Raw genomic sequence first — 25,205 nt, 5'->3', positions numbered from 1 at the left:
TATGATGAAATGGAATACACTATTTTCTAATAAAAGGTTTTCTACAACAAACTTAAGTGCTCGCGATGAGGTAAGAGGAGACTATATGAGAGATTATGATAGGCTGATTTTTTCATCTCATTTTAGAAGATTACAAAACAAAACGCAGGTGTTTCCATTGCCAGGTGCTGTGTTTGTTCACAATAGGCTTACGCATAGTTTAGAGGTCGCTTCGGTAGGTAGGTCGCTTGGAAAAGCCGTAGGAGAAAGTCTTTATAACAAATACGAGTACGAGTTTTCTACTAATATTCTGAATTTTTATAGGTTTGAGCTTTCTGACGTTATTCAGACTGCATGTTTGGCCCACGATATTGGCAATCCGCCATTTGGGCATTTTGGAGAAGAGGCCATTCGCTCGTTTTTTGAGCAAATGAAAAGTGATCCAAAGTCTCGATTTGTGAAAGAATTGACGGTAAATCAACAAAACGACTTTGTGAAATTTGAAGGAAATGCCAATGCTTTTCGAATTTTGACGTCACTGTTTTTGAATTCAGGGCTTAAACTTACGCATACTACATTGGCCTCTATTATTAAATATCCGAGTAACTCTACGGCGGGTTTTAATAAAAGTACGGGTATGTTAAGTACAAAAAAGTCAGGTTTTTTTGACTCCGAAATTGTGTTTTTTAAAGCAATCGCCGAAGAACTTGATATTCCGGTTTTAAATGAGGAAACTGACGTGTATGCCCGCCATCCGTTTGTGTTTTTGGTTGAAGCCGCAGACGATATTTGTTACCGCATCATAGATTTAGAAGACGCATTTAAGCTAAATGTTATTTCTCTTGATGAAACATTGGCTTTGCTTTTGCCATTTTTTGAGAACGATTCGAGAAAAGATTATTTAGATAAAAAACTTCCTGAAATCGCAGACCCAAGCCAAAAGCTCTCGCTGCTGAGGGCCATGCTTGTTGATTTGTTGACAAAGAAATGCACGGACGTGTTTTTAGAAAACGAAAAGTACCTTTTGGAAGGCAAACTTAATAGGTCATTGATAGAACTTTTAGATGCTAGAACAACTGAACTTTTGAAAAAAATAGATTCTTTTTCTTTTGAAAAAATATACAACCATCCTTCGGTTATAGAGAAAGAGCTGGCTGGATATCATGTTATTTATGGCCTTTTAGAAGATTTTGTGGCGGCTTTGTTTGCTCCAGAAAAAGCTAAATCTAATAAAGTGTTGCGTTTACTATCTGTTCAATATTCTATAGTGGAAGAAGATACGCTGTATCAGAATTTACTAAAAATCGTGGATTTTATTTCGGGTATGACTGATGATTACGCCATGGATTTGTACAGAAAACTTAGGGGGATTCAGACCCCGGAGTTTGGATGAAACAAAAAAATAGCGGACAAGTGCCCGCTATTTTTAAAATCTATTCAACCTTAAATATAAAATTATTATAAAACAACCACAGAGTTTTGGTCGTTTGATACTCCACTTTCTACAAACTTATCAGCAGATTGGTCGTTTAACCAGTTTTGGCCATCAACCAAATATCTAAACTGAATTTCTTGTCCTACAGGAAACTCTAAAGTAGTTTTAAAATTTCCATTTTTTTGTTTTTTCAACAACGTCTCAGACGCTTTCCAATCATTGAAATCTCCTAAAATTGAAACTGCTGTTCCTTGAACCTCGTCAGGTGTTAATTCAAAAGAAACCTTACATACGGGCTTTGTTTTTAAAAACTGTTTTGCTAATGCCATTCTGTTAAAGTATTTGATTACATTACAAATTTACTATATCGGCAATCATAAGTGTATAGTTGTTAGTTACTTAATTTTCTAAAATCTTAGTAAAGTGCAATAAAAATATCGTAGTATTCAAAAAAAACGAAAATTCAATCTGTGTTTTTCTCTTTTTGATTAAATATTTGTTAAAAATTTTATTTGAACGACTTCAATGTTTTTGTCCTATTTCTAAAATAGTTTGTGTTATTTTTATATTGCATTATTTTCAACTCAAAACATCAAGCATGAAAATTCTAAAAAAGATTCTCATTTTTTTAATTCTTACTGTGTTGGCATTGGTAGGCGGCTCATATGCTTATCTACAATATCTAAAACCCAGCTATGAGGGAGCTCTTTTGCTTCCAGATTTAAAGGAAAAAGTAGAAGTGAACTTTGATGATTATGGCATTCCGCATATTTATGCCCAAAACGAGGAAGACCTTTTTTATGCTTTTGGATACATTCATGCTCAGGAGCGACTTTTTCAAATGGAAGTATTAAGAAGGCTTGCCGACGGCAGGTTGTCTGAGGTTTTTGGCGAAGCCGCGGTGCCGAGCGATAAGTTTTTTAGAACCCTAAGTTTTAGAGAGCATGCTAAGCTCACCCTCGATTCGGTATATAAAGACCCAAGCTCTCCTTTTGTAAAAGCAGCAAAGGCGTATATTAAAGGTATAAACCACTATCAAAAAGTGGGCAAAACTCCTATTGAGTTTACTTTGGCTGGTATTCCTAAGTCAGATTTTACGCTTGAAGACATGGAAATAATTGTGGGCTATATGGGTTACACCTTTGTTGGGGCATTTAAGGGGGAGCCTATAGCTACTGATATTTTAAATAGATTGGGTGCCGACTATTACCACGATGTGATGGATGCATGGCCCGAAGGTGAATATAAAATTGCGGTAGATGCAAAAGAGAGTGGAGCGTTGGCATTGGCTAAAATGGCCAAGCAAGTAAATGACATAAGTGACAATTTACCTTTTCCTCCATTTCATGGTTCTAACGGCTGGGTTATTTCGGGTTCTAAAACCAAGTCAGGCAAACCGATACTTTCAAATGATACACATATTGCATTTTCGCAGCCTTCGGTTTGGTACGAGGCCCATTTAGAATGCCCCGGATTTAAGGTCTATGGCAATTTTTTAGCCGGTACTCCAGTGCCTGCCTTGGGACATACAGACTTTGGGGGTTGGGGATTAACCATGTTTGAAAACGACGACGCTGATTTTTTCAGAGAAACCCTAAATCCGAGCAATGCCAACCAAGTAAAATATAAAGACACTTGGGAAAACATGAAAGTTAGAAATGAACGCATTAAAGTTAAAGGAAAGTCGGACGTTTTGCTTGATGTCAAAAAGACGCGACACGGTTATATATTAAATGAGGCATTTGATGGATTAATAAATGAGAAAAACCCGATTGCACTTTGGTGGGTGTATCACCAGTTTCCGGCTCGCCATTTAGAGGTTTTTTATAATATCTGTAAATCAAAAAATGCAGGGGATATGGGCAAAGCTGTGGCTCCACTTACTTCTCCGGGTTTAAACTTTATGTGGGCGGATACCACAGGCAATATCGCTTGGTGGGCTGCTGGCAAATTGCCTATTCGGCCAAAACACGTAGACCCTGAAGTGATTTTAGATGGAGCTTCTGGTTTAGATGATCCCCAAGGCTGGTATCCTTTTGCTTTAAACCCTCAAATATTAAACCCTCAAAGTGGAGTGCTCTACACGGCCAATAACCAACCTGCCGATATGGGAAATGGTTTGGTGCCGGGCTATTATGTGCCTGCCAATAGAGCCAAGCGAATAGGGGAGTTGATTATTAACTCCAGGACTGATTGGACAGAAGAAGAAGTCAGAAAGGTGATAAATGATGTAAAAAGTAGCACATATCCAGACATGGTGGCTAGTATAGTCCGAGGTTTGGGTGGTGCAAAACTGAGTAACGCTGCTAAGGAAAATTTGGATTTGTTAAGTAAATGGGATGGAACTCATGGGCTGAAAAACGTGGAGCCTACTGTTTTTTACAAAGTTATTTATCAGATATATAAAGGTGCTTTAGAAGATGAGTTAGGTAAAGAAGTCTTTGGTGATTTTGAGCACAATTTTAGCTTTAAAAGAAATGCTGCCAAGTTTTTTGAAAATGATACTTCTAAATGGTGGGACAATAAAAACACTACTGCGATCGAAAAACGTGCGGATATTTTTAAGGCTGGTTTAGAAACCGCAAGTCTTGACTTGAAAAAACAACTTGGCGATAACAAACAAAACTGGCAATGGGGCAAAGTGCATACCATTGAGCATAAACATCCACTGGGTATATTGCCGGTGGTCGGTAAGTTATTTAATGTAGGCCCAATAGCCATAAACGGCGGTCGAGAAACCATCAACAACTTAGATTTTATGATGGATTCTACTGGAACTTACAAAGTTACCTACGGTCCAGCTTTGAGAAGAATTGTTGATTTTGGTACTCCCAGAAAAGCGTTTAGTGTAAACCCTACGGGACAGAGTGGCTATTTTATGAGTAAACATTACTCAGATCAAGCACAAATGTTTGCCGAAGGCGGTAAAAGACCGGAGTACACTGAAAAAACCGATGTGATGAAAAACAAAAAAGGCACCATAGTGATGATGCCTTTGTGATATTGAGGTTCTCCTCAAAATTCATAAAAAGTCTTGAGGAGATTTTTTTAAGCTTCTTTTGTAGCGAATATTCCCGCTAGGGCGTTTACTGTTTTTAGTATTTCTTCTTCGGTAGTAAACTTACTGAAAGAAAAACGAACGTTAGCTCTTTCAGGGTCAAGACCGCCTAGGCTGTTTAATACATGTGAACCTAAGTTTGTGCCACTCGAACACGCACTTCCACCCGAGCAAGAGATTCCCTCTATGTCCATGTTAAACAATAACATTTCATTGTCTGGGTGAGGAGGAAAACTTACGTTTAATACCGTGTATAAACTGTTTTCTACTTGAGCAGACTGGCCGTTAAATGTTATGCCTTCTATTTTTTCTTTCAACTGGTCTATCATCAACCTCTTTAGGCCCATAATGTGGTTTTTGTGGCTTTCTATACCTTTTGAGGCTAATTCCAAAGCTTTTGCTAATCCAATGATTCCATAGATATTTTCGGTGCCACCACGCATGTTTCGCTCCTGAGCACCTCCGTGTATCAATGGGTTTATTTTAGAATTGGCATTTATATATAAAAAACCTACGCCTTTCGGTCCATGAAACTTATGTGCAGAACCTACTATGAAGTCTACTGGCAATGCTTGCAGGTCAAAATTATAATGTCCCATAGTTTGAACAGTGTCCGAATGGAAAAAAGCTCCATTTGCTCTACACAGCTCGCCTACTTTATTCAGGTCTAAAAGATTTCCTATTTCATTGTTTCCATGCATTAGCGAAACCAATGTGTTCGGGTTTTCTTTTAAAATATCTTCAAGTTCGTTTAGGTCTAAGCTTCCATCTGCTTTGTTTGTAAGTAAAGTCAATTTGACTTTTCCTGCTTTTGCCAAATGTTCAGCAGTGTGCAAAACCGCATGGTGCTCCAGTTTGCTGGTCACGATATGTTTTACGCCAAGCGAATCTATGGATTGCTGAATGGCCGTATTGTCTGCTTCGGTTCCTCCAGAAGTGAAGAATATTTCGCCTGGAGATGTATTCAAAATACCGGCAACTGTCTTACGGGCAGTTTCTAGAGCCGCCTTAACTTTTCTTCCGTGTGCATGTATAGAAGAAGGGTTCCCAAAAAAATCTTTGAAGTATGGAAGCATGGCTTCAAACACTTCTGGGTCTATGGGGGTGGTAGCGGCGTTATCTAAAAATATTCTTTGTGACATTTTGCTGATGATTTTTTGTATCTGCAAATTTAAAAATTTTTGACTAATAATCTGATTTATGGATGAATAGACTTGAGTTTATTACAAAATCTATCCATATAGTTATTCTTCAATGGGTACATTTCTTTTAAAAGCAGTGCCAAAGTCTATCAATGACTCAGTTTTTAGTACGCCTGGTATATGGTCCACTTTTTCATAAAGGACTTTTCTCATGTGCTCGTTGTTTCGGGCTACTATCCGTATATATAAGGTGTATTGGCCCGTAATGTAATAGCACTCTACCACTTCGGGTATTTTTTTTAATTCTTCTATAATCGACTCCGAGTTTGAATCTTCTTTTAAAACTAGTCCTGTAAAGGCACTCCACTCAAATCCCATTTTGCGTTCATCGAGCTCTATGGCCATTTTTTTTATTAAGCCGCCTTCTCGCATTCTATTTACACGCTGATGCACCATTGTATTCGATATTTCTAGCTTTTTAGCTATTTCTGAATACGGTTTTCTACCGTCTTTTTCTAGTTCTTTCAAGATTTTGATATCGAAACTGTCTAGTTGCATATAAGTTATATTTTACTTTTTTTTGATATATAAAGTGGTATTGTCGTTTTTTTGAATAAAAATAAAAAATAATACGCATAAAGTGTATTTGTAAAATCAAATTTTAATTTTTGTAAAAATAACCATAGAATATATGAACACTACCGAACAAACAAAGACAGAACATTACATAGGACTTGAAGAGCAATTTGGAGCACACAATTATCATCCATTGCCTGTAGTTTTAGAAAAAGGTGAAGGTGCTTTTGTTTGGGATGTAGAAGGAAAAAAGTACTATGACTTTTTATCTGCATATTCAGCAGTCAACCAAGGGCATTGTCATCCAAAAATTATAGATGCTTTAGTAAAGCAGGCACACAAACTTACCTTAACCTCACGTGCTTTTCATAGTGCTCCTTTGGGTGTTTTCGAAGAGTTTGTTACCAAAGAGTTTGGTTTTGACAAGGCTTTGATGATGAATAGTGGTGTAGAAGCTGTAGAAACGGCATTGAAAATCACACGTAAATGGGGATATACCAAAAAAGGGATTCCAGAAGGCAAAGCCAAGATATTATTTGCATCGCATAATTTTCACGGTAGAACACTCTCTGTAATTTCGGCATCAACTGACCCTACAAGTAGAACGGGTTTTGGGCCATTCATTGAAGGATTTGACGTTATAGAATACAACAACATTGAAGCATTAGAAAATGCACTTCTGTCTGATCCGTTTATTGCGGGTTTCATTGTGGAGCCTATACAAGGTGAGGCAGGCGTGGTAGTACCAGATGAAAACTATTTGGCGGAAGTGGCTAAGTTATGTAAAGCAGCAAATGTTCTTTTCATAGCAGACGAAATCCAAACGGGAATCGCTCGTACGGGTTCTATGTTAGCTGTTTGTGGAAACTGCTCATGTGAAAACAAATGTGAGAGACAAGAGACTTATGTTAAACCAGATATTTTAGTTTTGGGAAAGGCCATTTCAGGTGGTGTTTTTCCGGTATCGGCTGTTTTGGCCAATGACGACATCATGTTGGTAATTAAGCCAGGTGAGCATGGTTCTACTTATGGTGGTAATCCAATGGCATGTGAAGTGGCAAAGGCCGCTTTAGAAGTTGTAAATGAAGAGGGTCTGTCGCTTAAAGCAAGAAAATTGGGTGAAATTTTCAGATCCGAGCTCAATGAGTTCATTAAAACAAGTACAATCGTAACTTTAGTTAGAGGCAAAGGATTATTAAATGCCATTGAAGTTAACACCGACGAATCGTCAGATTTGGCTTGGAATATCTGTGTGGCTTTAAAGGATAATGGACTTTTGGCCAAACCTACTCATGGCAACAAAATTAGATTTGCACCGCCATTGGTAATCACCGAAGCTCAGCTTAGAGATGCTTTGGCTATTATCAAAAACACAATTAATACTTTTGAATAATTACACTTCATCTATAAAAACGAAAAAAAACCGCTTTAGGGCGGTTTTTTTGTTTTGGTAAGTTCCGATTTTTATCGAAACTTATCTATTAAATAAGGTTTCTACAAATGCCATTTTATTAAACACCTGAAGGTCCTCCATTTTTTCTCCTACTCCTATGTATTTCACTGGAATTTTAAATTCATCTGAAATACCGATTACCACACCACCTTTTGCGGTTCCGTCTAGTTTAGTTACTGCCAAAGAGCTTATTTCGGTTACCTTAGTAAACTCGCGAGCTTGTATTACGGCATTTTGGCCTGTGCTGCCGTCTAACACCAACATAACTTCGTGTGGGGCTTCAGGAAGAATTTTTTGCATCACTCTTTTTATTTTACCCAATTCATTCATTAGGTTTACTTTGGTGTGAAGCCTCCCTGCGGTGTCTATTATTATTACGTCTGCATTTTGTTCTATTCCAGCTTTGATGGCGTCATACGCTACTGACGATGGGTCAGTGTTCATGCCGTGATCTATTACCACTACGCCCACTCGCTCTCCCCAAAGTTTTAGTTGGTCTACAGCCGCTGCTCTAAATGTATCTGCTGCTCCAAGTACTACTTTTTTGCCATTTTTCTGGAAGTTGTAGGCAAGCTTACCGATTGTGGTTGTTTTACCTACGCCGTTTACTCCTACTACCATTAGTACATATGGTTTTGGGAGGTTGGCTGTCTCAAAACTGTTTTGCACATCTTGAGAGTTGTTTTCAGCCAAAAGTGCGGCTACTTCTTCTCTTAAAATTGTGTCTAACTCGCTGGTATTGGTGAATTTATCTCTTTCTACACGAGCCTCTATTCGTTTTATTATCTTAAGTGTGGTTTCAACACCTACGTCAGAGCTAATCAAAATCTCTTCTAATTCGTCGAGTATTTCTTCGTCTACCTTAGATTTACCTACAATAACCCTAGATAACTTATCGAAAATACTGCTTTTAGATTTCTCTAAACCTTTATCTAAAGATTCCTTTTTTTCTTTACTGAAAAAATCAAAAATACCCATGTACCTATTTTGTTTTTAGCTATTGCAAATTTACAAATTAATTTTAATTCAAAGGGAAAAGCTTTGATAAAGCGAAAACTACATTTATTAATAATTTTTCACTTCCATTTTGTAGTCCAGTTACTCTCTTTTTTATTGATTTATCGGACCACTTGATGTTCTAATTTATTGACTTTTGTCTACGATTTTTAACCTTTCGTTTGTAAGGAAATCTTTAATCTAGATTTAATACTAATTTAACGCCCTCTTAATATCAACTAACTATTATCAAAAACTTCTATGAAGAAAACTTTTTACTTAGTTTTTCTTTCTTTGGCGTTATTGGCTTTTCAGTCAAAAGCTCAAGAAAAAATGGTCTCTGGTAAAGTATCAGCAGACGATGGGTCGATCCTCCCCGGTGTGAGTATCACAATCAAAGGAACCACTAGAGGTACAAGTAGTGATGCCGATGGTAGTTACAAAATAAGTGTTCCTTCAGGTGGAAGTCTTATTTTTAGTTTTGTGGGCTTTGATAGCCAAGACGTTTCTGTGGGTAACAAAAGTATCGTTAATGTTACCTTGGTACAAAGTGCTGGAATTTTAGACGAAGTATTAATTACGGCCTTCGGAACCGCTAAAAAGGGTTCATTTACTGGCTCTGCCGGAAAAATTTCCGCAGAACAAATCGGAAAAAGACCAATTACTAACCTTGGATCAGCTATTGCAGGTACCACTTCTGGGGTTATTGCTACTGCTGGTAGCGGTCAGCCTGGTTCAGCTCCTGATATCAGAATCAGAGGTTTTGGTTCAATTTCCTCTTCAAATGATCCGCTTTATGTTGTAGATGGTGTGCCGTTTAGTGCCAATATCGCTAATTTAAACCCAGATGATATTGAGTCTATTACAATCCTAAAAGATGCGGCTTCTACTTCTCTTTATGGTGCTAGAGCTGCCAATGGGGTGGTGATGGTAACTACCAAAAAAGGTAAGGACGGAGAGAGTAAAATTAATGTTAAGTATACCAAAGGTATGAACTCCAGAGGTTTACAAGAGTATGACAGAATTGGAGCTTCTGACTATTATCCTGTAATGTGGGAATCATACCGAAATAGTTTGGCATATAGAGCTACCAATCCGGTTGCCATGGCCACTGCGAATACTACAGCTACTAATGGAATTGTGGGCTTGTTGGGGTATAATATCTATGATGTACCTAACAATCAGTTGGTTGATACGGATGGAAAGTTAAATCCTGCTGCTAGACAGTTATATTCAGATGCTGATATTGATTGGGCAGCCCCAATGATGCGTCAAGGCAATAGAGATGAAATAAACCTAAATTTTTCGGGTGGAACTAAAAAAGGGGACTATTATTTGTCAACAGCATATCTAAAAGACAAAGGATTTATCATTAGGTCCGACTATGAGCGTTTTACGGGCCGTTTGAGTATAAATAACCAAGTTAAATCTTGGATGAAAGCTGGTGCTAATCTTTCTACTACCATCATTAAATCAAATCAGGCTGATGCAGATGGAAACACCTCATTTGTGAATCCGTTCTTTTTCTCAAGAGGAATGGGTCCTATTTATCCAGTTTATGCATTGGACCCTGCCAATCCAGGTCAATATCTAACTTTGGCTGATGGAAGTAGAAGGTTTGACTATGGTAACCTTAATGCCTTGGGTCTTCCTAACCGTCCTCAATATGGTGGTAGACACTCTGTGGCTGAGACTTTGTTAAATCAAAATTATTTCAGAAGAAACGTTTTAGGAACAAGAGCATATGCTGAATTTAAATTCTTAAAAGATTTTACATTTACCAATAATTTAGGCGTTGACTTAACAAACTCAAACTTCGTAACTTTTGGTAACCCTGAAATTGGTGACGGAGCTCCTGCCGGAAGAGCTACCCATGAGTTTTCAAATTTGACCAGTTATAACCTAAACCAATTATTGAATTACAATAAGTCATTTGGTTCACATAATGTAGACGTGTTGTTAGGTCATGAGAACTACCAAGAAAATACAAATTTCCTTACGGGGTCTAGATCACAGCAGATTTTGGATGGAAATGTAGAATTAGTGAATTTTACTACTACAACAAATCTAAACTCGCAGTTAGACACAAGAAGAGTGGAAGGGTATTTCTCTAGAGTAAATTATGATTTTAATGAAAAATATTTCGCTTCATTCTCTATTCGTAGAGACGGCTCTAGTAAGTTTTATAAAGATACGCGTTGGGGAACATTCTTCTCGGTTAGTGGTGCTTGGAGGTTAGATCAAGAAGATTTTGTAAAAGAGCTTCCATTTATTAGTTCATTAAAGTTAAGAGCTTCATACGGTCAAACTGGAAACGATGGTGACATTAGCCGCTATGCATGGCAACCGTTGTACGGACTGGGTTGGAACAATGCTTCAGAAGCAGGTATACTTCAACAAAGTCTTGGTAACAAACTACTTGAGTGGGAATCAAGCGATGCATCAGATGTGGCTTTGGAGTTTGGATTATTTAAAAATAGAGTTAGAGGTGTAGTTGAGTACTACAACAGACAGTCTTCAAATCTAATTTTTGATGTTCCATTGCCACTTTCAGCTGGAATTGGCACTGAGACTCGAAACATTGGAACAATGTTTAACAGAGGAGTTGAAGTAGAGTTAAACTTAGAAGTACTTAAACTCAAAGATTTCACTTGGGATTTGAGCCTAAATGCTACAAAAAATAAAAACCAAATAACTAAAATGCCAGATGAAAATAAAGAAATCATCAATGGAACCAAAAAATTGGTTGAAGGGCGTTCTATTTATGATTTTTGGTTGAGAGAATATATGGGTATCAGCACTGAAACAGGGGAGGTATTGTACAGAGCGGCAAATTATGTGGCTTCAAACTCAACCATTACTGATGGTGGTGATACTTTAACTACTTCACTAAACAATGCCAGATACCATTTTAATGGCTCTGCTATTCCAAAATTAACTGGAGGTTTTACAAATACGTTTAGATACAAAGGTTTCTCACTTTCTGCTTTAATTGTATATCAAATCGGTGGTAAAGTGTATGATGGTGCCTATGCAAGTTTAATGGGTGCAGGTGGCTACGGAAGTGCAAAACACGTAGATATATTAAATAGATGGCAAAAGCCTGGTGACGTAACTGACGTGCCTCGTATGGATGCTGGAAGAACTGGTGATTTTGATGGAGCTTCTGATAGATGGTTAATTGATGCTAGCTATTTAAATGTTAGGTCTATTACCTTAAACTATGGCGTGCCTCCACGTTTCGCTTCGAAAGCATTTTTACAAAACGCAAGTGTTTATGTAAGTGCTGAGAACTTCTTTATTGCTTCTAGAAGAAAAGGTATGAATGTTCAGCAAAACTTTGCTGGTACAACTGGAAACGTGTTCAGTTTATCAAAAAGTATTGTTACCGGTATTTCATTTACTCTTTAAAATCGATTACAAATGAAAAAAATAATAATATCAGTTTTAGTTTTTGGTCTAAGTATGACCACTTTTTCATGTGAAAAAGATTATTTAGATGCTACCCCGACAGGTAGTATTGATGCAGCCTCAGCTTTTGCAACTACAAAAAATGCAAATGCTGCCATTAATGGTATCTATAGAGCTATGGTTGTTAGATATTTAGGTTCTCAAGGGCATTTCGGGCATCCAGCTATGATGATTATATTGGATGTATTGGGAGAAGACTTGGTATTTGGAAATTCATCTAATTCATGGCATTTTGGTGAAGGTAGATGGCAAAGTCACAGGTCTGACCAAGGAAACTTGGCAAGACTACCCTACGAAATGTATTACAGAATTATAGGTAACGCCAACCTTGCTATTGCCAATATTGACAATGCAATAGGCGACCAAGCAGACAAAGACCGTATCAAAGGTGAGGCCTTGGGTTTAAGAGCTTTCTCATATTTTAATATGGTGCAGCTGTACGGCAAAAGATACGTGGCGGGTTCTCCTAATACGCAGTTGGCTGTTCCGCTTGTTTTAGAGCCTACCAAAGAGGGTTTGGCAAGAAACACAGTTGAAGAAGTATATACACAAATAAACAAAGATTTGGCTGAAGCTGCGGCTTTGTTAAAGTCTTCGAGGACAGCAAAGTCTCACATTAACTTTGAGGTTATTAGAGGTTTTCAGGCGAGGGTAGCTCTTACTCAGCAAAACTGGGCAAGTGCAGCCACGTTTGCTGCAGATGCTAGAAAAGGTTATGCATTGATGTCAGAAGCTCAATATCAAGAAGGTTTTGCTGAAATTGGTAACTCAGAGTGGATTTGGGGATTTGACCATCTCGAAGATCAATCGGAGTTCTTTGGAGCTTATTTTTCTTACATTTCTGTAAATTATAACTCATCGGTAAACCGTCAAACACCAAAGTGTATCAACAGTTTGCTATATAATAAAATTTCTCCTACTGATGTTAGGTCTAAAATGTGGGTAAAAGCTCCAACTGCTGCAAACTCTATAGCTCCTCCAGGTGGTGTTAGAGTGCCTTATATGGTTCAGAAGTTTAGATTACCTGGTACGCCTTCTACTAGTACCATGGGAGATATACCGTATATGAGAGCAGCCGAAATGGTATTGATTGAAGCTGAAGCTTTGGCTCGTCAAGGCAAAGATGCTGACGCCGCGAAAGTTCTTTTTGAGCTAACTAAGAAAAGAGATGCTTCTGCCACTTTATCTACTAATACTGGAGCTAGTTTAATTGAAGAAATAATTTTCAATAGAAGAATTGAGCTTTGGGGCGAAGGATTTAGATTCACTGATTTGAAAAGGATGAATCAAGCACTAGACAGAAATGGGGCTAACCATAACTCGGGTGTAGCAGTTATTTTTGATGTGCCGGCTGGGGATGTTCAATGGGAGTTTTTGATCCCAAGAAGAGAGTTAGATTCTAACAAAGCGATGGTTCAAAATCCATTATAAGTAAAACATATCGTTTTAAATCAAGACAGGCCAAATGTTAATTCGTTTGGTCTGTTTTTTTTTACTAATCAAAAGAAGGCTTTGGTTATTCCTCAAAATAAACCCGCTGCAGGTCTTCTGGTAGGCGTTTGGGCCTTAATGTGATAGGGTCTATAGCCACCCAAAGCGTGCGTGCTTTTACGATGAGTTGGTCGTTTCGGTATATTTCGTAGTGGCGGTCGCTGCTTACACCCGAAAAGCTATCTACCCACGTTTTTATTTGTAAGTTGTCGTTTAGGAATGCAGCTTTGAAGTATTCAATTTCATGCTTTTTTACTACCCATCGGAGCGATTCTGATATATATTCGGGCACAGTGTTATACCAGTGCAAAATAGCCGCCTCTTGGAGGTAGTTGAGATACTTTACATTATTTACATGCAAAAGCTCATCAAGGTCATCTTGACTTACAGTTACGGTATGTATGTAGATTTTAGGTTTCATATAGGCATAAACACAAAAAGCCTTGACCATTTCTGGTAAGGCTATGTGCTAATGTTTTAAGCTATTATTTAAGAGCTTCAGCGATATTGTCCAAAGAAACCATTTCTTCTTTGAATGTATATGCTCCAGTTTTTTCTGATTTAACCGCTTTGATAATCTTTGCGTAATTTTTCGCAGCAGATTTATCACGAAGGGTTGCAACTACTTTCTTTGCCATTGTATTATGATGTTAGATGTTTGATGTTCGATACCGGACATTGTCCTTTTTCAAACAAATTACTTAATTTCTTTGTGAACAGTTACCTTTTTCAAAACCGGATTGTACTTTTTCAACTCAATACGAGCTGTTGTGTTTTTACGGTTTTTTGTGGTGATGTATCTTGACATACCAGGCTGTCCTGAAGTTTTGTGTTCGGTACATTCTAATATAACCTGAACTCTGTTTCCTTTCTTTGCCATTATTATAAATATTATCTTTTTTCTAAATCGGGCTGCAAAGATAAGTATATTTTTAATTATTCAAAAACCTTTTGCTTAAATTTCCAAATGTTTTTTATTATGGGTAACCTACACGTATTAAACGTGTTATTTTAGTATGCATGCAGCATATATTTAACTATTTTTGAATTTTAAAAAACTAAAAACCTTTTATATAAAACATGTTAAATCACAGAATTCTATTAAATCAAAGACCGGTAGGAGAACCAAATGCCGAAAGTTGGAAAGCAGATCAGGAAGAAGTTAGAGAGCTTGCAGATGGTGAAGTTCTCATTAAAGTATTATATATATCTATTGACCCTGCCATGCGTGGATGGATGAATGCCGGTAAAAGTTACATAAAGCCTGTGGAGGTTGGGGATGTCATGCGTGCCTTGGGTGTGGGTGAAGTGGTGGCTTCTAAAAATGACCGTTTTGAAGTAGGCTGCCATGTGTCTGGAAGTGTGGGCGTACAGGAGTTTGCCATTTCGGATGCAAGCGACCTAGTAAAAGTAGACGCCAAGGCATTGCCTTTGCCTGTGTATATGGGTACACTAGGTATGTCAGGGCTAACGGCTTATTTCGGTATTTTGGATACTGGTATGCCACAAGAAGGTGAAACCGTAGTGGTGTCAGGTGCTGCTGGAGCTGTAGGGAGTGTAGTTGGGCAGATAGCCAAAATAAAAGGATGTAAAGTAGTTGGAATAGCGGGTGGCGAGGATAAATGTAAATATGTAGTAGAAGAGCTAGGCTTTGATGCCTGTGTTGACTATAAATCGGGTAACCTTAGAAAATTACTCAGAACCGAATGCCCTGAAGGTATAGATGTATATTTTGATAACGTAGGAGGCGATATTTTAGACACGGTTTTGGGGCAAATAAACAAGAAAGCCAGAATTGTAATTTGTGGTGCTATTTCTCAATATAATGCCACTGAGCCACAAGGTCCAAAAAACTACCTGTCACTATTGGTAAACCGTGCTCGTATGGAAGGTATCGTAGTTTTTGATAACTATAAAAAATATCCGGAGGCCATTGCCCAAATGATAGAATGGATAAAAGCAGGGAAACTCAATATTAATTTCCAAGAAGAAGAAGGCGGCGTTGCGGCATTTCCTGAGGTATTGATGAAACTCTTTAAAGGTGAAAATACGGGTAAGTTGGTTTTGAAAATTCAAGCGTAATTTTTTAAAAAGACTTTTCGTTATATCATACAAACCATAAAATTCACTTTCATGAAATTCAAAATATTAGTAGTTCTCGCTGTTTTGATTAGTTTTCAGGCTTGTAAAACCACACAGCCATTTTTGGCAGAAGGTGCTGCAGAAGCCTTGGCTAATCATACTCGTGTTGCCATTTTGCCTTTTAAAGTATCTTTTGATGACAACTATAAGAGATTGAATGCCAGGTCGAATGCTAATAATTGGAGAGAGCAAGAGCGAGTGGCGGGTTTGGATATGCAGAAAACCGCTTTTCTGAATCTGAGTAAGCGAGCCGAAAAGAAACATTTAGGAATAACCGTTCAGGATTTTATCACTACAAACAAAACACTGGAAAGGGAAGGAATCCGGTTTTCGCAACTAGCCACTATGAATAAAGACCAGTTGGCCAGAATATTAATGGTAGATGCTGTATTGTGGGGTGAGTCTACCATGGAGTGGGGCATGACTTCGCGAAACGGGATGAAATCGAGCCTAAGTTTATACGATGGATCCTCTAATTTTCCGCTTTGGGTGCAGTCTGATTTTCAAACTATTAGTAACCGAATGGACTCTCCGCAGTATTTGGCCACCCGAACAGTAGATCAATTGATAAGGTCTTTGCCATATAATCCAAGACAGAATTAAGGTTAAGGTTATTTTTTAATAATAATTTGAAGATTTTTTTGTCTGTCATTATGAATGAATTTTGAATTTAATTAATTTCGCGGCTTGAAACTTCATAAAAAATATGGGAAGAGCATTTGAATTTAGGAAAGCACGTAAAATGAAGCGTTGGAGCTCAATGGCCAAAGTCTTCACACGTATTGGTAAAGATATCGTAATGGCGGTTAAGTCAGGCGGGCCTGATCCGGGTACCAACTCACGTTTGAGAGCGGTCATCCAAAACGCCAAAGCGGCAAATATGCCTAAAGTCAATGTAGAAAATGCGATCAAAAAAGCATCTTCGAAAGACCAAGAAGACTACAAGGAGATGGTCCTTGAAGGATACGGAATGCATGGCGTAGCGGTTTTGGTAGAATGCACCACAGATAACAATAACCGTACTGTAGCTAATGTAAGAAGTTACTTCACGAAGTGCAACGGTAGCCTAGGTACTAACGGCATGTTGGATTTTATTTTTGAGAGAAAATGTATTTTCAAAATAGCCAACACAGAAGATATCAACCTTGAAGAGCTTGAGTTTGAGTTAATTGATTTCGGTGCTGACGATGTGTTTTTAGATGAAGAAAACAACCAAATCAATATTTACGGTGAGTTTACTTCTTATGGAGCTATTCAGAAGTTTTTGGAGGAGAAAAACTTTGAGCTTTTGCATGCCGACTTTGAGAGGATTCCTACAGATACTAAAAAACTGTCAGAAGAAGAAGCTGCGGATTTAGATAAGTTACTAGAAAAATTAGATGAAGATGACGACGTTCAAAACGTCTATCACAATATGGTGATTGCTTAATCATCTATTTCTTGAATATTAATAAAAAGGCCTTCAAGTTTCGCTTGAAGGCCTTTTTTCGTAGTTTTAGTTATTGTCAGGATTCATTCTCTTTCGTGGCATATGGCCTTTTTTGCCTTTTCTATTTTTCATTTCTCCCTTCATTTTTTCTTTGTGTTCTGCTCTTTTAGCTTCTAAGCTCGCATATTGGTCTTTGCTCAAAATCCCCTTTAGCGACTTGTCATACTGCTCTCTTTCAGCCTTTCTTTTTTCTTGCATTTCCATACGTTCTTTGTGCATGGCGGTTGCTTTTTCAGTGTTTAGTTTTAAAACCTTTGCATATTGCTGATCGTCCAGTTTTAATTCCTCTTTTTGCTTCAAACTCATTTTTTCTGCTCGCTTCTGAGGGTCAAAATCTTTTTTGTTTTGTGCAATAGTGGCTGTGCTAACTGCTAAGCCTAAACCCATTAAAATTATTAACTTTTTCATGTTGTTGTTATTTGTTTTGTTTCGGTTCTTTGACCTCACAAATCATAAAAGGTTTATTCAGCTAGATTTATATTCAAGGCTCAGATTTTTAATTAAAAGGGAATTATATTTGCTTTTTGGGTTATTTTTCAATCTAAAATGAATATTAATCCTACTTTTAGCAATCATTCCTTTCAAAACTCTATCTTTGTGGTAGAAAAATTTTAACATATTTTATGAGAAAAAAATACGCAGCAGGCAACTGGAAAATGAACAAAACCTTTGAAGAAGGTCAAATATTGTTGTCAGAAGTGGTAAACATGGTAGGCGATGAGCTAACTAATCCTAATGTACAAGTTGTACTTGGAGTTCCGTTTCCTTATTTGAGTTCATTTAGCAAATTGATAAATACGCCAAAAGTAGCATTAGCTGCTCAAAATTGTCACCCAAAGCCTTCAGGAGCTTACACGGGCGAGGTTTCGGTTTCTATGCTTAAGTCGGTAGGTGTTACATATGTAATCATCGGTCACTCTGAGCGTCGTGAGTATTTTGGTGAGTCAGATGCGTTCATTGCTGAAAAAGTTGATGCTATTTTGGCTGAAGGTTTAACTCCGATTTTCTGCTGTGGAGAAACTCTTTCTCAAAGAGAAGCGGGTATCCATTTTGATTTCGTGTCGGGTCAGTTAACTAACGGACTTTTCCATTTGTCTGCAGATGCTATAAAAAAAGTGGTTATCGCATACGAGCCAATCTGGGCTATCGGTACAGGTGTGACGGCTTCTTCGGCTCAGGCTCAAGAAATGCACAAAGTACTTCGCGATCACTTGGCGTCTAAATACGGACAAGAAGTTGCAGATGAAATTTCTATACTTTATGGTGGTAGCGTAGGTGCAGGCAATGCAGTGGAGCTATTTTCTCAACCAGATGTAGATGGAGGTCTTGTAGGTGGAGCATCTCTTAAATCAAGAGATTTTACAGATATTTCTAAGTCGTTTCCAGCTTAATAATTAGCTTATTATCTATAATTAAAAAGGTCAAAATTTTCGAGTTTTGGCCTTTTTGGTTTTTATCAACTAAGAGTTTAAACTTTGGTTGTTTATAATGATTCATTTTAAGACATAAAAAAAACACCTCGAAAGGTGCTTTTGATATAATAATGCGTTTTTTAATTTTCTAATTAAAAAGGAAGATCGTCTTCTCCTTCTAAAGCCGCAGGAACTGGAGTTGGTGCCGCAGGTGCTGCATAGCTAGCTGCCGAGTCACCTCCTTCTGATGATTTCTCAATTCTCCATCCTTGAATACTATTAAAGTATCTGGTCTCGCCTTGTGGGCTTACCCACTCTCTACCTCTTAAGTTAATAGAAACTTTTACACCATCACCTACTGCATAGCTGTTTAATAAGTCACATTTGTCTTGTGTGAACTCAATCATGATGTCCTGAGGGTATTGCTCATCAGTTGTGACCACCAATTCTCTTTTTTTAAACTTAGCACTTACTTGCTGCTCTGCATTGATAACTTTTATAGTTCCAGAAACTTCCATCTCTAATATTATTTATATTTGTGAAAAACGATTACAAATATAGGGGCATTGGGCCGTTTAAAAAATGATAAGCCGAATTATTTCTCAAACAGACGACTTGCTAAATAATTTAGCCAAAGGCCTAAGTGCTTCATCAATAAGGTTTAACAACAGGTGGGCATACCAAAGAAATGACGATAATCTTTTTGCTTTGGCCAGTGCCGCTTTGTTGCTTAGTCAAAGTGCCCCTCGACTAAATTTGGAACAACAAGAAAGACTTTTATCCCAAATTTTAAAGTTGAATACTTTTTTTGAGGCATATAAAAACAAAGACGACAGAGAAACCTATAACTTCTATAAAACCAAGCCAAGTAGGCACTTTCCAAATGGCTGCCTAATGCACCGGTTCGACCATTTCAGATTAGCAGACGATATCGATGACACCGCTTTGGTTTTTTTGAGCACTAACAAACCCAAGCAAGAAGTGTCTCAATTAAAGCAATTGGCAGAAAGTCATGCTGTGACCGTAAGTCTTAATTCTCAACCCAAAAGGGTGTTTTCAACTTGGTTTGGCAAAAATATGCCAGCGGATATAGACGTCTGTGCGTTGCTAAATCTCCTCACTTTATTTCAAAAACACCACGAACTTTCGGGTGAAATTGTAGACAATACCATACTTTTTCTAAAACAAGAAGTTGTTTCAAGTAGGATTTTCTATCAGCCATTTTGGGCGGCGAGGCATTATGCAAATGTTCCACTTATACTGTACCACTACGCCAGATTTATGGAAAATGACAATTTGGGGTATTTTAATGAGCTAAAAGAAATTTTAATTGAGAAAACAAAAGAGCAGATTTTAAAGGAAAGCGTGTTTTTAAATATTGTATTGCTCGAAACCTCACTTATAAAATGGGGGATTGAAAGATCTAAAATCGCTATACCGCTAGATTGGCAAACGGGTTTTTATAGTTTCATAGGAGCACCTTTGGGACCATTTGAGGCAAAATTTAATTCGTCTTTTTTTTCTAAAATAGCCGCATCTTCGTTGACTCACATATATTGGAAATCAGATTTGCATGAAAACGCTATACTATTAGAATACCTGTCGTTTTTTGAAAACTGTAGCACTTCAAAACATATATAGAGGCTAATGTGGCTTTTTTCGAAGGAAAAAAATATTTTATGTCTAAATTTGCACCCAAATTATTATTTTAGAAATGAATATGCGTTTATATTTTTTGGTATTAATTGTTTCTCTTGCCGGCTTATCGGCCTGTAATTCTGACAATGTTTCGGATATTCCGGTTACGGTAGAAATAGATCGGTTTGAACAAAAACTGATGGCCGTCAAAGACAAAGAAGAGTTGACAAAACTTTTGAAGGAAAACGAAGTTTATGTTAAGTCATTATACAGGGCTTTTCCCGAAGATACGGCGTTTGTTTCTCATATTTATGGTTTAGTAAAACACCCCGAAACCCGTAAACTATACGAGCAAGGGCAGCAGGTGTTTGGCGACCTTTCGGAGCTTAAAGCTCAGTTTGGTACCGCCTTTAAGCACATCAAACACTACTATCCGGAGTTTAAAGAGCCGCGTATCATGACAACTTTTACGGGTCTCGAAAACGACATGTTTGTTTCAGATACATTGATTATAGTTGCATTGGAGGCTTTTATTGGACCAAAGGCACTTTACAGACCTGATCAGCCCGATTATATTTTAAGGAGATATTCGCCTGAGTATTTGGTGCCAACAATTATTCGTTTTTTATCAAATAGTTATAACAAAGTGTCCACAAGTGATCAGAGTTTTATGGCTGACATGATATTTTTTGGGAAGTCGCTGGAGTTTACCAAAACCATGATGCCCGATACTCCGGATTCGTTAATAGTGGGTTATCCTGAAAAAGTGTTACAAGACACATGGAATGCTCAGGATTTAATTTGGGCACATTTGGTAGAAAAAAACTTATTGTACACTGAGAACGTAGGTGTGAAAGAAAAGTATTTTGGTGAGCGGCCTGCGGTAGTGGAGATTGGGCCCGAATGCCCAGGCAGAGTAGGCCAATGGTTAGGCTGGAGGATCGTGAAGAAATATCGAACCGAAAACACCAATGCGACGTTTCAAGAACTGATGGCAAATGAAAATGCTCTTCAGATTTTTAATGAATCAAAATATAGAGGACAGTTAGAAGATTAATTTTATGGCAAAAGGAAAGAGTGAGTTTTGGAACGATGTAGCACCAAAAGATAAACGTAAACTAAGTAAGGAGGGCCTCAAAAAGGCCATGGATTTGTTTAAATACACACTGCCATACAAAGGGATTTTTATAGTCGGAATGGTATTTTTGGTATTGTCTACAGCTACCACCATGATGTTTCCAATTTTGATAGGAGAAATGACCAAAGTAATGGAAGGTAAATCTGAATATTCCATCAATCAGGTGGCTATTTTTTTTGGTGCAATTCTGGTTTTGCAAGGAATATTCTCATTTTTCAGGGTTTATTTTTTCTCTATAGTGAGTGAAAAAACTTCGGCTGATTTACGAAAAAAAATCTATGACAAGTTTATCACTACCCCGATTTCGTTTTTTGAAAACAACAGAGTAGGGGATCTTTTAAGTAGAATCACTTCGGATGTTTCGGCTTTTCAGGCGGTTTTGTCTACCACGCTTGCTGAGTTTTTCAGACAGATAGCCACGTTGATTATCGGTATCGGTATTTTGATTTATATCTCTTGGAAACTGACTTTGTTTATGCTCGCTACTTTTCCTATTATCGTTATAGCAGCGATAGTTTTTGGTAGATACATTCGAGTATTATCTAAAAAAGTACAAGAAAAATTAGCAGAAGCAAACGTTATAGTAGAAGAAACCCTACAGTCGGTTTCTATAGTGAAGGCATTTACCAACGAAAAATTAGAATCGAAGCGTTTCAGTAAGACTATTTCAGAGTCGGTTGTTTTGGCCCTTAAGGCTGCTACTTTGCGTGGAGGTTTTATTACGTTTTTTATCGTGGGCCTTTTTGGAGGTATCGTGCTTGTGATTTGGTTTGGTGGAAATTTAGTTATTGAAAAAGAAATTTTAATTGCAGACTTAATCACGTTTTTGACCTTAACCATATTTGTGGGAGGTTCACTGAGTGGCTTGGGCGAGTTATATGCTCAGCTTCAACGTACCATCGGAGCGTCAGAGCGAATCCTTGAGATATTAGAAGAAAAGTCAGAAGTAGACTTAGATGCAGAAATAAACGTTCAAAAAATTACAGGTGATATTTCGTTTGAAAATATCGATTTCGCCTATCCATCGAGACCCGATGTGGAGGTTTTGAAAGGTTTTAACCTGCAAGTTGCTGCTGGTCAAAAAGTAGCCTTGGTAGGTGCTTCTGGTGCGGGTAAGTCTACCATAGTACAGTTACTAATGAAGTTTTATACGCTTCAGTCAGGTAAAATCACGATTGACGGAAAAGATATTTCGGATCAAAATGTAACAGAGCTCAGACAAAATTTAGCCATTGTGCCTCAAGAAGTAATTCTTTTTGGCGGAAGCATTTTAGAAAATATAGCTTATGGTAAGCCTGGTGCTACATTGGTAGAGATAGAAGATGCCGCCAAGCGTGCAAATGCCATGGAATTTATCGAGAAGTTTCCAGAAAGATTCGATACTATTGTAGGAGAAAGAGGCGTGAAACTTTCGGGTGGGCAGCGTCAGCGTATCGCCATCGCAAGGGCTATTTTGAAAAACCCAGCAATTTTGCTTTTAGACGAAGCCACTTCGGCTCTCGATTCTGAATCAGAAAAACTGGTGCAAAGTGCCTTAGACGAGCTTATGAAAGACCGTACATCGATAATTATTGCTCACAGACTTTCTACTATTCGCAATGTAGATAAGATATGTGTGCTCAAAGACGGCCAAATTACCGAAAGTGGCAAACATGAAGACCTAATTTTGAAAAATGACGGGATTTATGCAAATTTGATAAAAATGCAATTCGAAAACGCAAGTTTAGAAATCATATAAATGGAGGTTTCTGTAGACATACTCAAAAGGTTTGAGCTTCGGCATACCGAAACTCGCGAGCATATTCTCAATGGCTTTCTAGGCAGAGAGGCGGCTTTGTCGCACGGCGATTTAGAAACAATTTTAGAAGACGGCTACGATAGGGTTACGATTTATAGAACCCTCAAGACTTTTGTAGACAAAGGAATTTTGCATAAAATATTAGATGATCAAGGAGGAGTTAAGTACGCTTTGTGTACACATCACTGCTCTACTGAGGAGCATAAGCACGATCATATCCATTTTAAATGCTCAGATTGTGGCGATACCACTTGCTTAGAAAAAGTATCGATACCAAACATAGACTTGCCTTCGGGTTATTCTAGAAAAGACGTAAATGTGCTTGTGCAGGGTACCTGCCCAAAGTGCAGCTAAAATTAACACTATGAAAATAAAAGAAGCGAAGTTTTTAAAAAGCTCTGCAAATTATGAAAAATGCCCGCCAGCCAATCTGCCTGAAGTGGCATTTATTGGGAGATCAAATGTGGGTAAGTCTTCGCTAATAAATATGCTTACTGGGATAAAAAACATGGCCAAGACCTCGTCTACGCCAGGAAAAACTCAGTTGATTAATCACTTTATTGTTGACGACAAATGGTATCTCGTGGATTTACCGGGGTATGGGTTTGCCAAAGTGCCACTTTCTGAAAAAGCCAAGTGGGAAAAAATGACATGGGATTACTTGCTTAACAGAGTAAACCTGATGTACGTTTTTGTATTGATTGACATGCGTATACCGCCACAAAAGATAGATTTGGATTTTGTGAAGAAGTTAGGGCAAAGTGATATTCCAATAAAAATTATTTTTACAAAGGCAGATAAGGTGAAAACCTTAGAAGGTCAGAAAAATATCAATGCATTTAGAGAGGCTTTAACAGCAGATTGGGCTATTATTCCAGAATATTTTATCACCTCAGCTGAGCGTAGAACAGGCAAAGTGGAACTATTAGGGCTTCTAGGTGAAATTTTCGAAGCTGATATTTAATAAATTAAAGTATATTTGCAAAAATTTTAATATATCTAAGAATGGCAACAGAATATTTGGGGATTGACGTAGGAGGCACTAATGTAAAGATGGGAATCGTAAATGCGGAGAATGGAAACATTACCAATTTTTATAGCCACGATACAGGTAAATGGAGAACTTCGGGTCATTTTGTAGATAACCTCGGCGATGCCATTGCAGTGCAATTGAAAGAAAACCCGGAAGTGAAAAAGGTGGGTATTGGTGTGCCTGGCCTTATTACTAGAGATAGAAATAGCCTCGTGGAAATTACAGCAATTCCTGAAATAGATGGGACACCGATAATCCCAATGCTGAAAAAGCGTTTTGCTGATTGTGATTTTTATTTAGAAAATGATGCTAACGCAGCAGCTCTAGGTGAGTATTATTTTGGAGAAGAAAAACTGCCAGAAGATTATATTTTCGTAACACTCGGCACAGGCGTAGGTGGGGCGGCCATTATAGATAAATTGGTATTTAAAGGCGGTGGCGGAAACGCCATGGAGCCGGGTCACATGCCCTCTAAAAATGGTAAAGTTTTGGAGCGTAATATCGGCAAAAACGAATTGTTGGATTTAGCTACATCTATGCGAGCAGCCTATAAAGGAACTACCCAATTGGCAAGCGATGGAACTATCTCTACTACAGGGTTGGTGGCAGCAGCAGCAGACGGAGACGAGTTGGCTCTTGCTATTTTTGACGAAGTTGGCGTTATGTTAGGCGATGGGTTGGTTTCTATGATTCGTATTTTAGATATCACCACCATACTAATTGGCGGAGGTTTGTCTGCTTCATTTGACTACATTATGCCAGCCGTAAACCGTCAGTTAAGCTATTGGTTGACGCCTTACTATCTAAAAACACTTTTGGTTAAAAGGGCTACTTTGGCAAACGATGCGGGCCTTTTAGGTGCGGCTAGTCTTTGTTTCTAAAAATACTGTTTATTTAGTTTAAAAATATATAAAAGCTCTGAAGTTTCAGGGCTTTTTTGATGTAAAGAAAGAT

24 protein-coding genes are annotated in these 25,205 nt (G+C 37.9%); 15 read left to right on the top strand and 9 right to left on the bottom strand.

The window, feature by feature from the left end:
- The first annotated feature begins 1 nt into the window (after position 1).
- Positions 2-1,372, top strand: coding sequence for a deoxyguanosinetriphosphate triphosphohydrolase (locus tag ACFOOI_RS12705; protein WP_379838356.1), 1,371 nt, complete (start codon positions 2-4; stop codon positions 1,370-1,372).
- A 65-nt stretch (positions 1,373-1,437) separates the two neighbouring features.
- Here the strand turns inward: ACFOOI_RS12705 and ACFOOI_RS12700 are convergent, their stop codons facing one another.
- Positions 1,438-1,743, bottom strand: coding sequence for an isoamylase early set domain-containing protein (locus ACFOOI_RS12700; protein ID WP_379838355.1), 306 nt, complete (start codon positions 1,741-1,743; stop codon positions 1,438-1,440).
- 269 nt (positions 1,744-2,012) lie between these two features.
- On the opposite strand from ACFOOI_RS12700, the gene ACFOOI_RS12695 reads away from it, so the two are divergent.
- On the top strand, positions 2,013-4,415 hold the full coding sequence (locus tag ACFOOI_RS12695; RefSeq protein WP_379838354.1) for a penicillin acylase family protein: 2,403 nt from the start codon (positions 2,013-2,015) through the stop codon (positions 4,413-4,415).
- A gap of 47 nt (positions 4,416-4,462) precedes the next feature.
- Here the strand turns inward: ACFOOI_RS12695 and ACFOOI_RS12690 are convergent, their stop codons facing one another.
- Both ACFOOI_RS12690 and ACFOOI_RS12685 read right to left on the bottom strand, forming a co-directional pair.
- The gene (locus tag ACFOOI_RS12690) at positions 4,463-5,614 is read right to left on the bottom strand and encodes a cysteine desulfurase family protein (protein WP_379838353.1); all 1,152 of its coding nucleotides are present in this window, start codon (positions 5,612-5,614) and stop codon (positions 4,463-4,465) included.
- A 102-nt stretch (positions 5,615-5,716) separates the two neighbouring features.
- The gene (locus tag ACFOOI_RS12685) at positions 5,717-6,172 is read right to left on the bottom strand and encodes an Lrp/AsnC family transcriptional regulator (RefSeq protein ID WP_379838352.1); all 456 of its coding nucleotides are present in this window, start codon (positions 6,170-6,172) and stop codon (positions 5,717-5,719) included.
- A gap of 133 nt (positions 6,173-6,305) precedes the next feature.
- On the opposite strand from ACFOOI_RS12685, the gene rocD reads away from it, so the two are divergent.
- Positions 6,306-7,583: an ornithine--oxo-acid transaminase gene (gene rocD / locus ACFOOI_RS12680; protein ID WP_379838351.1), complete on the top strand. Its 1,278-nt coding sequence runs from the start codon at positions 6,306-6,308 to the stop codon at positions 7,581-7,583.
- A gap of 81 nt (positions 7,584-7,664) precedes the next feature.
- Here rocD and ftsY read toward each other — a convergent pair whose 3' ends face one another.
- Positions 7,665-8,621 carry a signal recognition particle-docking protein FtsY gene (ftsY, locus tag ACFOOI_RS12675; protein WP_379838350.1) on the bottom strand — a complete coding sequence of 319 codons (957 nt, stop codon included), beginning with the start codon at positions 8,619-8,621 and terminating at the stop codon, positions 7,665-7,667.
- A 279-nt stretch (positions 8,622-8,900) separates the two neighbouring features.
- Here ftsY and ACFOOI_RS12670 point away from each other — a divergent pair, with 279 nt between their 5' ends.
- Positions 8,901-12,050 carry a SusC/RagA family TonB-linked outer membrane protein gene (locus ACFOOI_RS12670; protein ID WP_379838349.1) on the top strand — a complete coding sequence of 1,050 codons (3,150 nt, stop codon included), beginning with the start codon at positions 8,901-8,903 and terminating at the stop codon, positions 12,048-12,050.
- A gap of 12 nt (positions 12,051-12,062) precedes the next feature.
- Positions 12,063-13,541 (top strand): RagB/SusD family nutrient uptake outer membrane protein, encoded by a 1,479-nt coding sequence (locus tag ACFOOI_RS12665; protein ID WP_379838348.1) that lies wholly within the window; start codon positions 12,063-12,065, stop codon positions 13,539-13,541.
- Between the two features lie 85 nt (positions 13,542-13,626).
- Here ACFOOI_RS12665 and ACFOOI_RS12660 read toward each other — a convergent pair whose 3' ends face one another.
- The 3 genes from ACFOOI_RS12660 to rpmG all read right to left on the bottom strand — a co-directional run bounded on the left by ACFOOI_RS12660 (position 13,627) and on the right by rpmG (position 14,481).
- On the bottom strand, positions 13,627-14,022 hold the full coding sequence (locus ACFOOI_RS12660) for an acyl-CoA thioesterase (RefSeq protein ID WP_379838347.1): 396 nt from the start codon (positions 14,020-14,022) through the stop codon (positions 13,627-13,629).
- Between the two features lie 64 nt (positions 14,023-14,086).
- Positions 14,087-14,239: a DUF4295 domain-containing protein gene (locus tag ACFOOI_RS12655; RefSeq protein WP_379838346.1), complete on the bottom strand. Its 153-nt coding sequence runs from the start codon at positions 14,237-14,239 to the stop codon at positions 14,087-14,089.
- A gap of 59 nt (positions 14,240-14,298) precedes the next feature.
- A complete protein-coding gene (rpmG, locus tag ACFOOI_RS12650; RefSeq protein WP_379838345.1) occupies positions 14,299-14,481 on the bottom strand; it encodes a 50S ribosomal protein L33 in 183 nt (60 codons plus the stop codon).
- Positions 14,482-14,681: 200 nt separating this feature from the next.
- Here rpmG and ACFOOI_RS12645 point away from each other — a divergent pair, with 200 nt between their 5' ends.
- From ACFOOI_RS12645 to ACFOOI_RS12635, 3 genes are all read left to right on the top strand, one after another.
- Entirely contained in the window at positions 14,682-15,683 is a 1,002-nt protein-coding gene (locus ACFOOI_RS12645) for an NADP-dependent oxidoreductase (RefSeq protein WP_379838344.1), read from the top strand.
- Between the two features lie 51 nt (positions 15,684-15,734).
- Positions 15,735-16,346: a hypothetical protein gene (locus tag ACFOOI_RS12640; RefSeq protein WP_379838343.1), complete on the top strand. Its 612-nt coding sequence runs from the start codon at positions 15,735-15,737 to the stop codon at positions 16,344-16,346.
- A gap of 103 nt (positions 16,347-16,449) precedes the next feature.
- Positions 16,450-17,172 (top strand): YebC/PmpR family DNA-binding transcriptional regulator, encoded by a 723-nt coding sequence (locus ACFOOI_RS12635; RefSeq protein ID WP_379838342.1) that lies wholly within the window; start codon positions 16,450-16,452, stop codon positions 17,170-17,172.
- 66 nt (positions 17,173-17,238) lie between these two features.
- Here ACFOOI_RS12635 and ACFOOI_RS12630 read toward each other — a convergent pair whose 3' ends face one another.
- On the bottom strand, positions 17,239-17,640 hold the full coding sequence (locus ACFOOI_RS12630; RefSeq protein ID WP_379838341.1) for a hypothetical protein: 402 nt from the start codon (positions 17,638-17,640) through the stop codon (positions 17,239-17,241).
- Positions 17,641-17,855: 215 nt separating this feature from the next.
- Here ACFOOI_RS12630 and tpiA point away from each other — a divergent pair, with 215 nt between their 5' ends.
- Positions 17,856-18,623, top strand: a complete 768-nt coding sequence (gene tpiA, locus ACFOOI_RS12625; RefSeq protein WP_379838340.1) for a triose-phosphate isomerase — start codon at positions 17,856-17,858, stop codon at positions 18,621-18,623.
- 173 nt (positions 18,624-18,796) lie between these two features.
- Here the strand turns inward: tpiA and ACFOOI_RS12620 are convergent, their stop codons facing one another.
- Complete coding sequence (locus ACFOOI_RS12620) at positions 18,797-19,162, bottom strand: DUF3127 domain-containing protein (protein ID WP_379838339.1); 366 nt, start codon at positions 19,160-19,162, stop codon at positions 18,797-18,799.
- A gap of 64 nt (positions 19,163-19,226) precedes the next feature.
- On the opposite strand from ACFOOI_RS12620, the gene ACFOOI_RS12615 reads away from it, so the two are divergent.
- The 6 genes from ACFOOI_RS12615 (at position 19,227) to ACFOOI_RS12590 (ending at position 25,132) form a co-directional block, all read left to right on the top strand.
- Positions 19,227-20,285, top strand: a complete 1,059-nt coding sequence (locus ACFOOI_RS12615; protein ID WP_379838338.1) for a hypothetical protein — start codon at positions 19,227-19,229, stop codon at positions 20,283-20,285.
- A gap of 79 nt (positions 20,286-20,364) precedes the next feature.
- Positions 20,365-21,339 (top strand): gliding motility lipoprotein GldB, encoded by a 975-nt coding sequence (gene gldB / locus ACFOOI_RS12610; RefSeq protein ID WP_379838337.1) that lies wholly within the window; start codon positions 20,365-20,367, stop codon positions 21,337-21,339.
- Positions 21,340-21,343: 4 nt separating this feature from the next.
- Positions 21,344-23,158, top strand: a complete 1,815-nt coding sequence (locus ACFOOI_RS12605; protein WP_379838336.1) for an ABC transporter ATP-binding protein — start codon at positions 21,344-21,346, stop codon at positions 23,156-23,158.
- Positions 23,159-23,572: a Fur family transcriptional regulator gene (locus ACFOOI_RS12600; RefSeq protein WP_379838335.1), complete on the top strand. Its 414-nt coding sequence runs from the start codon at positions 23,159-23,161 to the stop codon at positions 23,570-23,572. It abuts the gene before it with no gap.
- A gap of 10 nt (positions 23,573-23,582) precedes the next feature.
- Positions 23,583-24,182, top strand: a complete 600-nt coding sequence (gene yihA / locus ACFOOI_RS12595; protein ID WP_379838334.1) for a ribosome biogenesis GTP-binding protein YihA/YsxC — start codon at positions 23,583-23,585, stop codon at positions 24,180-24,182.
- Positions 24,183-24,223: 41 nt separating this feature from the next.
- Positions 24,224-25,132, top strand: a complete 909-nt coding sequence (locus ACFOOI_RS12590; protein ID WP_379838333.1) for an ROK family protein — start codon at positions 24,224-24,226, stop codon at positions 25,130-25,132.
- The last annotated feature ends 73 nt before the right edge of the window (positions 25,133-25,205 follow it).

The sequence above is a fragment of the Lacihabitans lacunae genome (assembly GCF_042649125.1).
In the GTDB taxonomy this organism is placed as follows: domain Bacteria; phylum Bacteroidota; class Bacteroidia; order Cytophagales; family Spirosomataceae; genus Leadbetterella; species Leadbetterella lacunae.
The sequence above is the reverse complement of the archived record's forward strand: the minus strand, read 5'-3'. Positions and strand labels throughout refer to the sequence as shown.

Bases quoted from the DNA above. Each gene is read 5' to 3' on its own strand.
- ACFOOI_RS12705 (WP_379838356.1), top strand. From the start codon at position 2: ATGATGAAATGGAATACACTATTTTCTAATAAAAGGTTTTCTACAACA.
- ACFOOI_RS12700 (WP_379838355.1), bottom strand. From the start codon at position 1,743: ATGGCATTAGCAAAACAGTTTTTAAAAACAAAGCCCGTATGTAAGGTT.
- ACFOOI_RS12695 (WP_379838354.1), top strand. From the start codon at position 2,013: ATGAAAATTCTAAAAAAGATTCTCATTTTTTTAATTCTTACTGTGTTG.
- ACFOOI_RS12690 (WP_379838353.1), bottom strand. From the start codon at position 5,614: ATGTCACAAAGAATATTTTTAGATAACGCCGCTACCACCCCCATAGAC.
- ACFOOI_RS12685 (WP_379838352.1), bottom strand. From the start codon at position 6,172: ATGCAACTAGACAGTTTCGATATCAAAATCTTGAAAGAACTAGAAAAA.
- rocD (WP_379838351.1), top strand. From the start codon at position 6,306: ATGAACACTACCGAACAAACAAAGACAGAACATTACATAGGACTTGAA.
- ftsY (WP_379838350.1), bottom strand. From the start codon at position 8,621: ATGGGTATTTTTGATTTTTTCAGTAAAGAAAAAAAGGAATCTTTAGAT.
- ACFOOI_RS12670 (WP_379838349.1), top strand. From the start codon at position 8,901: ATGAAGAAAACTTTTTACTTAGTTTTTCTTTCTTTGGCGTTATTGGCT.
- ACFOOI_RS12665 (WP_379838348.1), top strand. From the start codon at position 12,063: ATGAAAAAAATAATAATATCAGTTTTAGTTTTTGGTCTAAGTATGACC.
- ACFOOI_RS12660 (WP_379838347.1), bottom strand. From the start codon at position 14,022: ATGAAACCTAAAATCTACATACATACCGTAACTGTAAGTCAAGATGAC.
- ACFOOI_RS12655 (WP_379838346.1), bottom strand. From the start codon at position 14,239: ATGGCAAAGAAAGTAGTTGCAACCCTTCGTGATAAATCTGCTGCGAAA.
- rpmG (WP_379838345.1), bottom strand. From the start codon at position 14,481: ATGGCAAAGAAAGGAAACAGAGTTCAGGTTATATTAGAATGTACCGAA.
- ACFOOI_RS12645 (WP_379838344.1), top strand. From the start codon at position 14,682: ATGTTAAATCACAGAATTCTATTAAATCAAAGACCGGTAGGAGAACCA.
- ACFOOI_RS12640 (WP_379838343.1), top strand. From the start codon at position 15,735: ATGAAATTCAAAATATTAGTAGTTCTCGCTGTTTTGATTAGTTTTCAG.
- ACFOOI_RS12635 (WP_379838342.1), top strand. From the start codon at position 16,450: ATGGGAAGAGCATTTGAATTTAGGAAAGCACGTAAAATGAAGCGTTGG.
- ACFOOI_RS12630 (WP_379838341.1), bottom strand. From the start codon at position 17,640: ATGAAAAAGTTAATAATTTTAATGGGTTTAGGCTTAGCAGTTAGCACA.
- tpiA (WP_379838340.1), top strand. From the start codon at position 17,856: ATGAGAAAAAAATACGCAGCAGGCAACTGGAAAATGAACAAAACCTTT.
- ACFOOI_RS12620 (WP_379838339.1), bottom strand. From the start codon at position 19,162: ATGGAAGTTTCTGGAACTATAAAAGTTATCAATGCAGAGCAGCAAGTA.
- ACFOOI_RS12615 (WP_379838338.1), top strand. From the start codon at position 19,227: ATGATAAGCCGAATTATTTCTCAAACAGACGACTTGCTAAATAATTTA.
- gldB (WP_379838337.1), top strand. From the start codon at position 20,365: ATGCGTTTATATTTTTTGGTATTAATTGTTTCTCTTGCCGGCTTATCG.
- ACFOOI_RS12605 (WP_379838336.1), top strand. From the start codon at position 21,344: ATGGCAAAAGGAAAGAGTGAGTTTTGGAACGATGTAGCACCAAAAGAT.
- ACFOOI_RS12600 (WP_379838335.1), top strand. From the start codon at position 23,159: ATGGAGGTTTCTGTAGACATACTCAAAAGGTTTGAGCTTCGGCATACC.
- yihA (WP_379838334.1), top strand. From the start codon at position 23,583: ATGAAAATAAAAGAAGCGAAGTTTTTAAAAAGCTCTGCAAATTATGAA.
- ACFOOI_RS12590 (WP_379838333.1), top strand. From the start codon at position 24,224: ATGGCAACAGAATATTTGGGGATTGACGTAGGAGGCACTAATGTAAAG.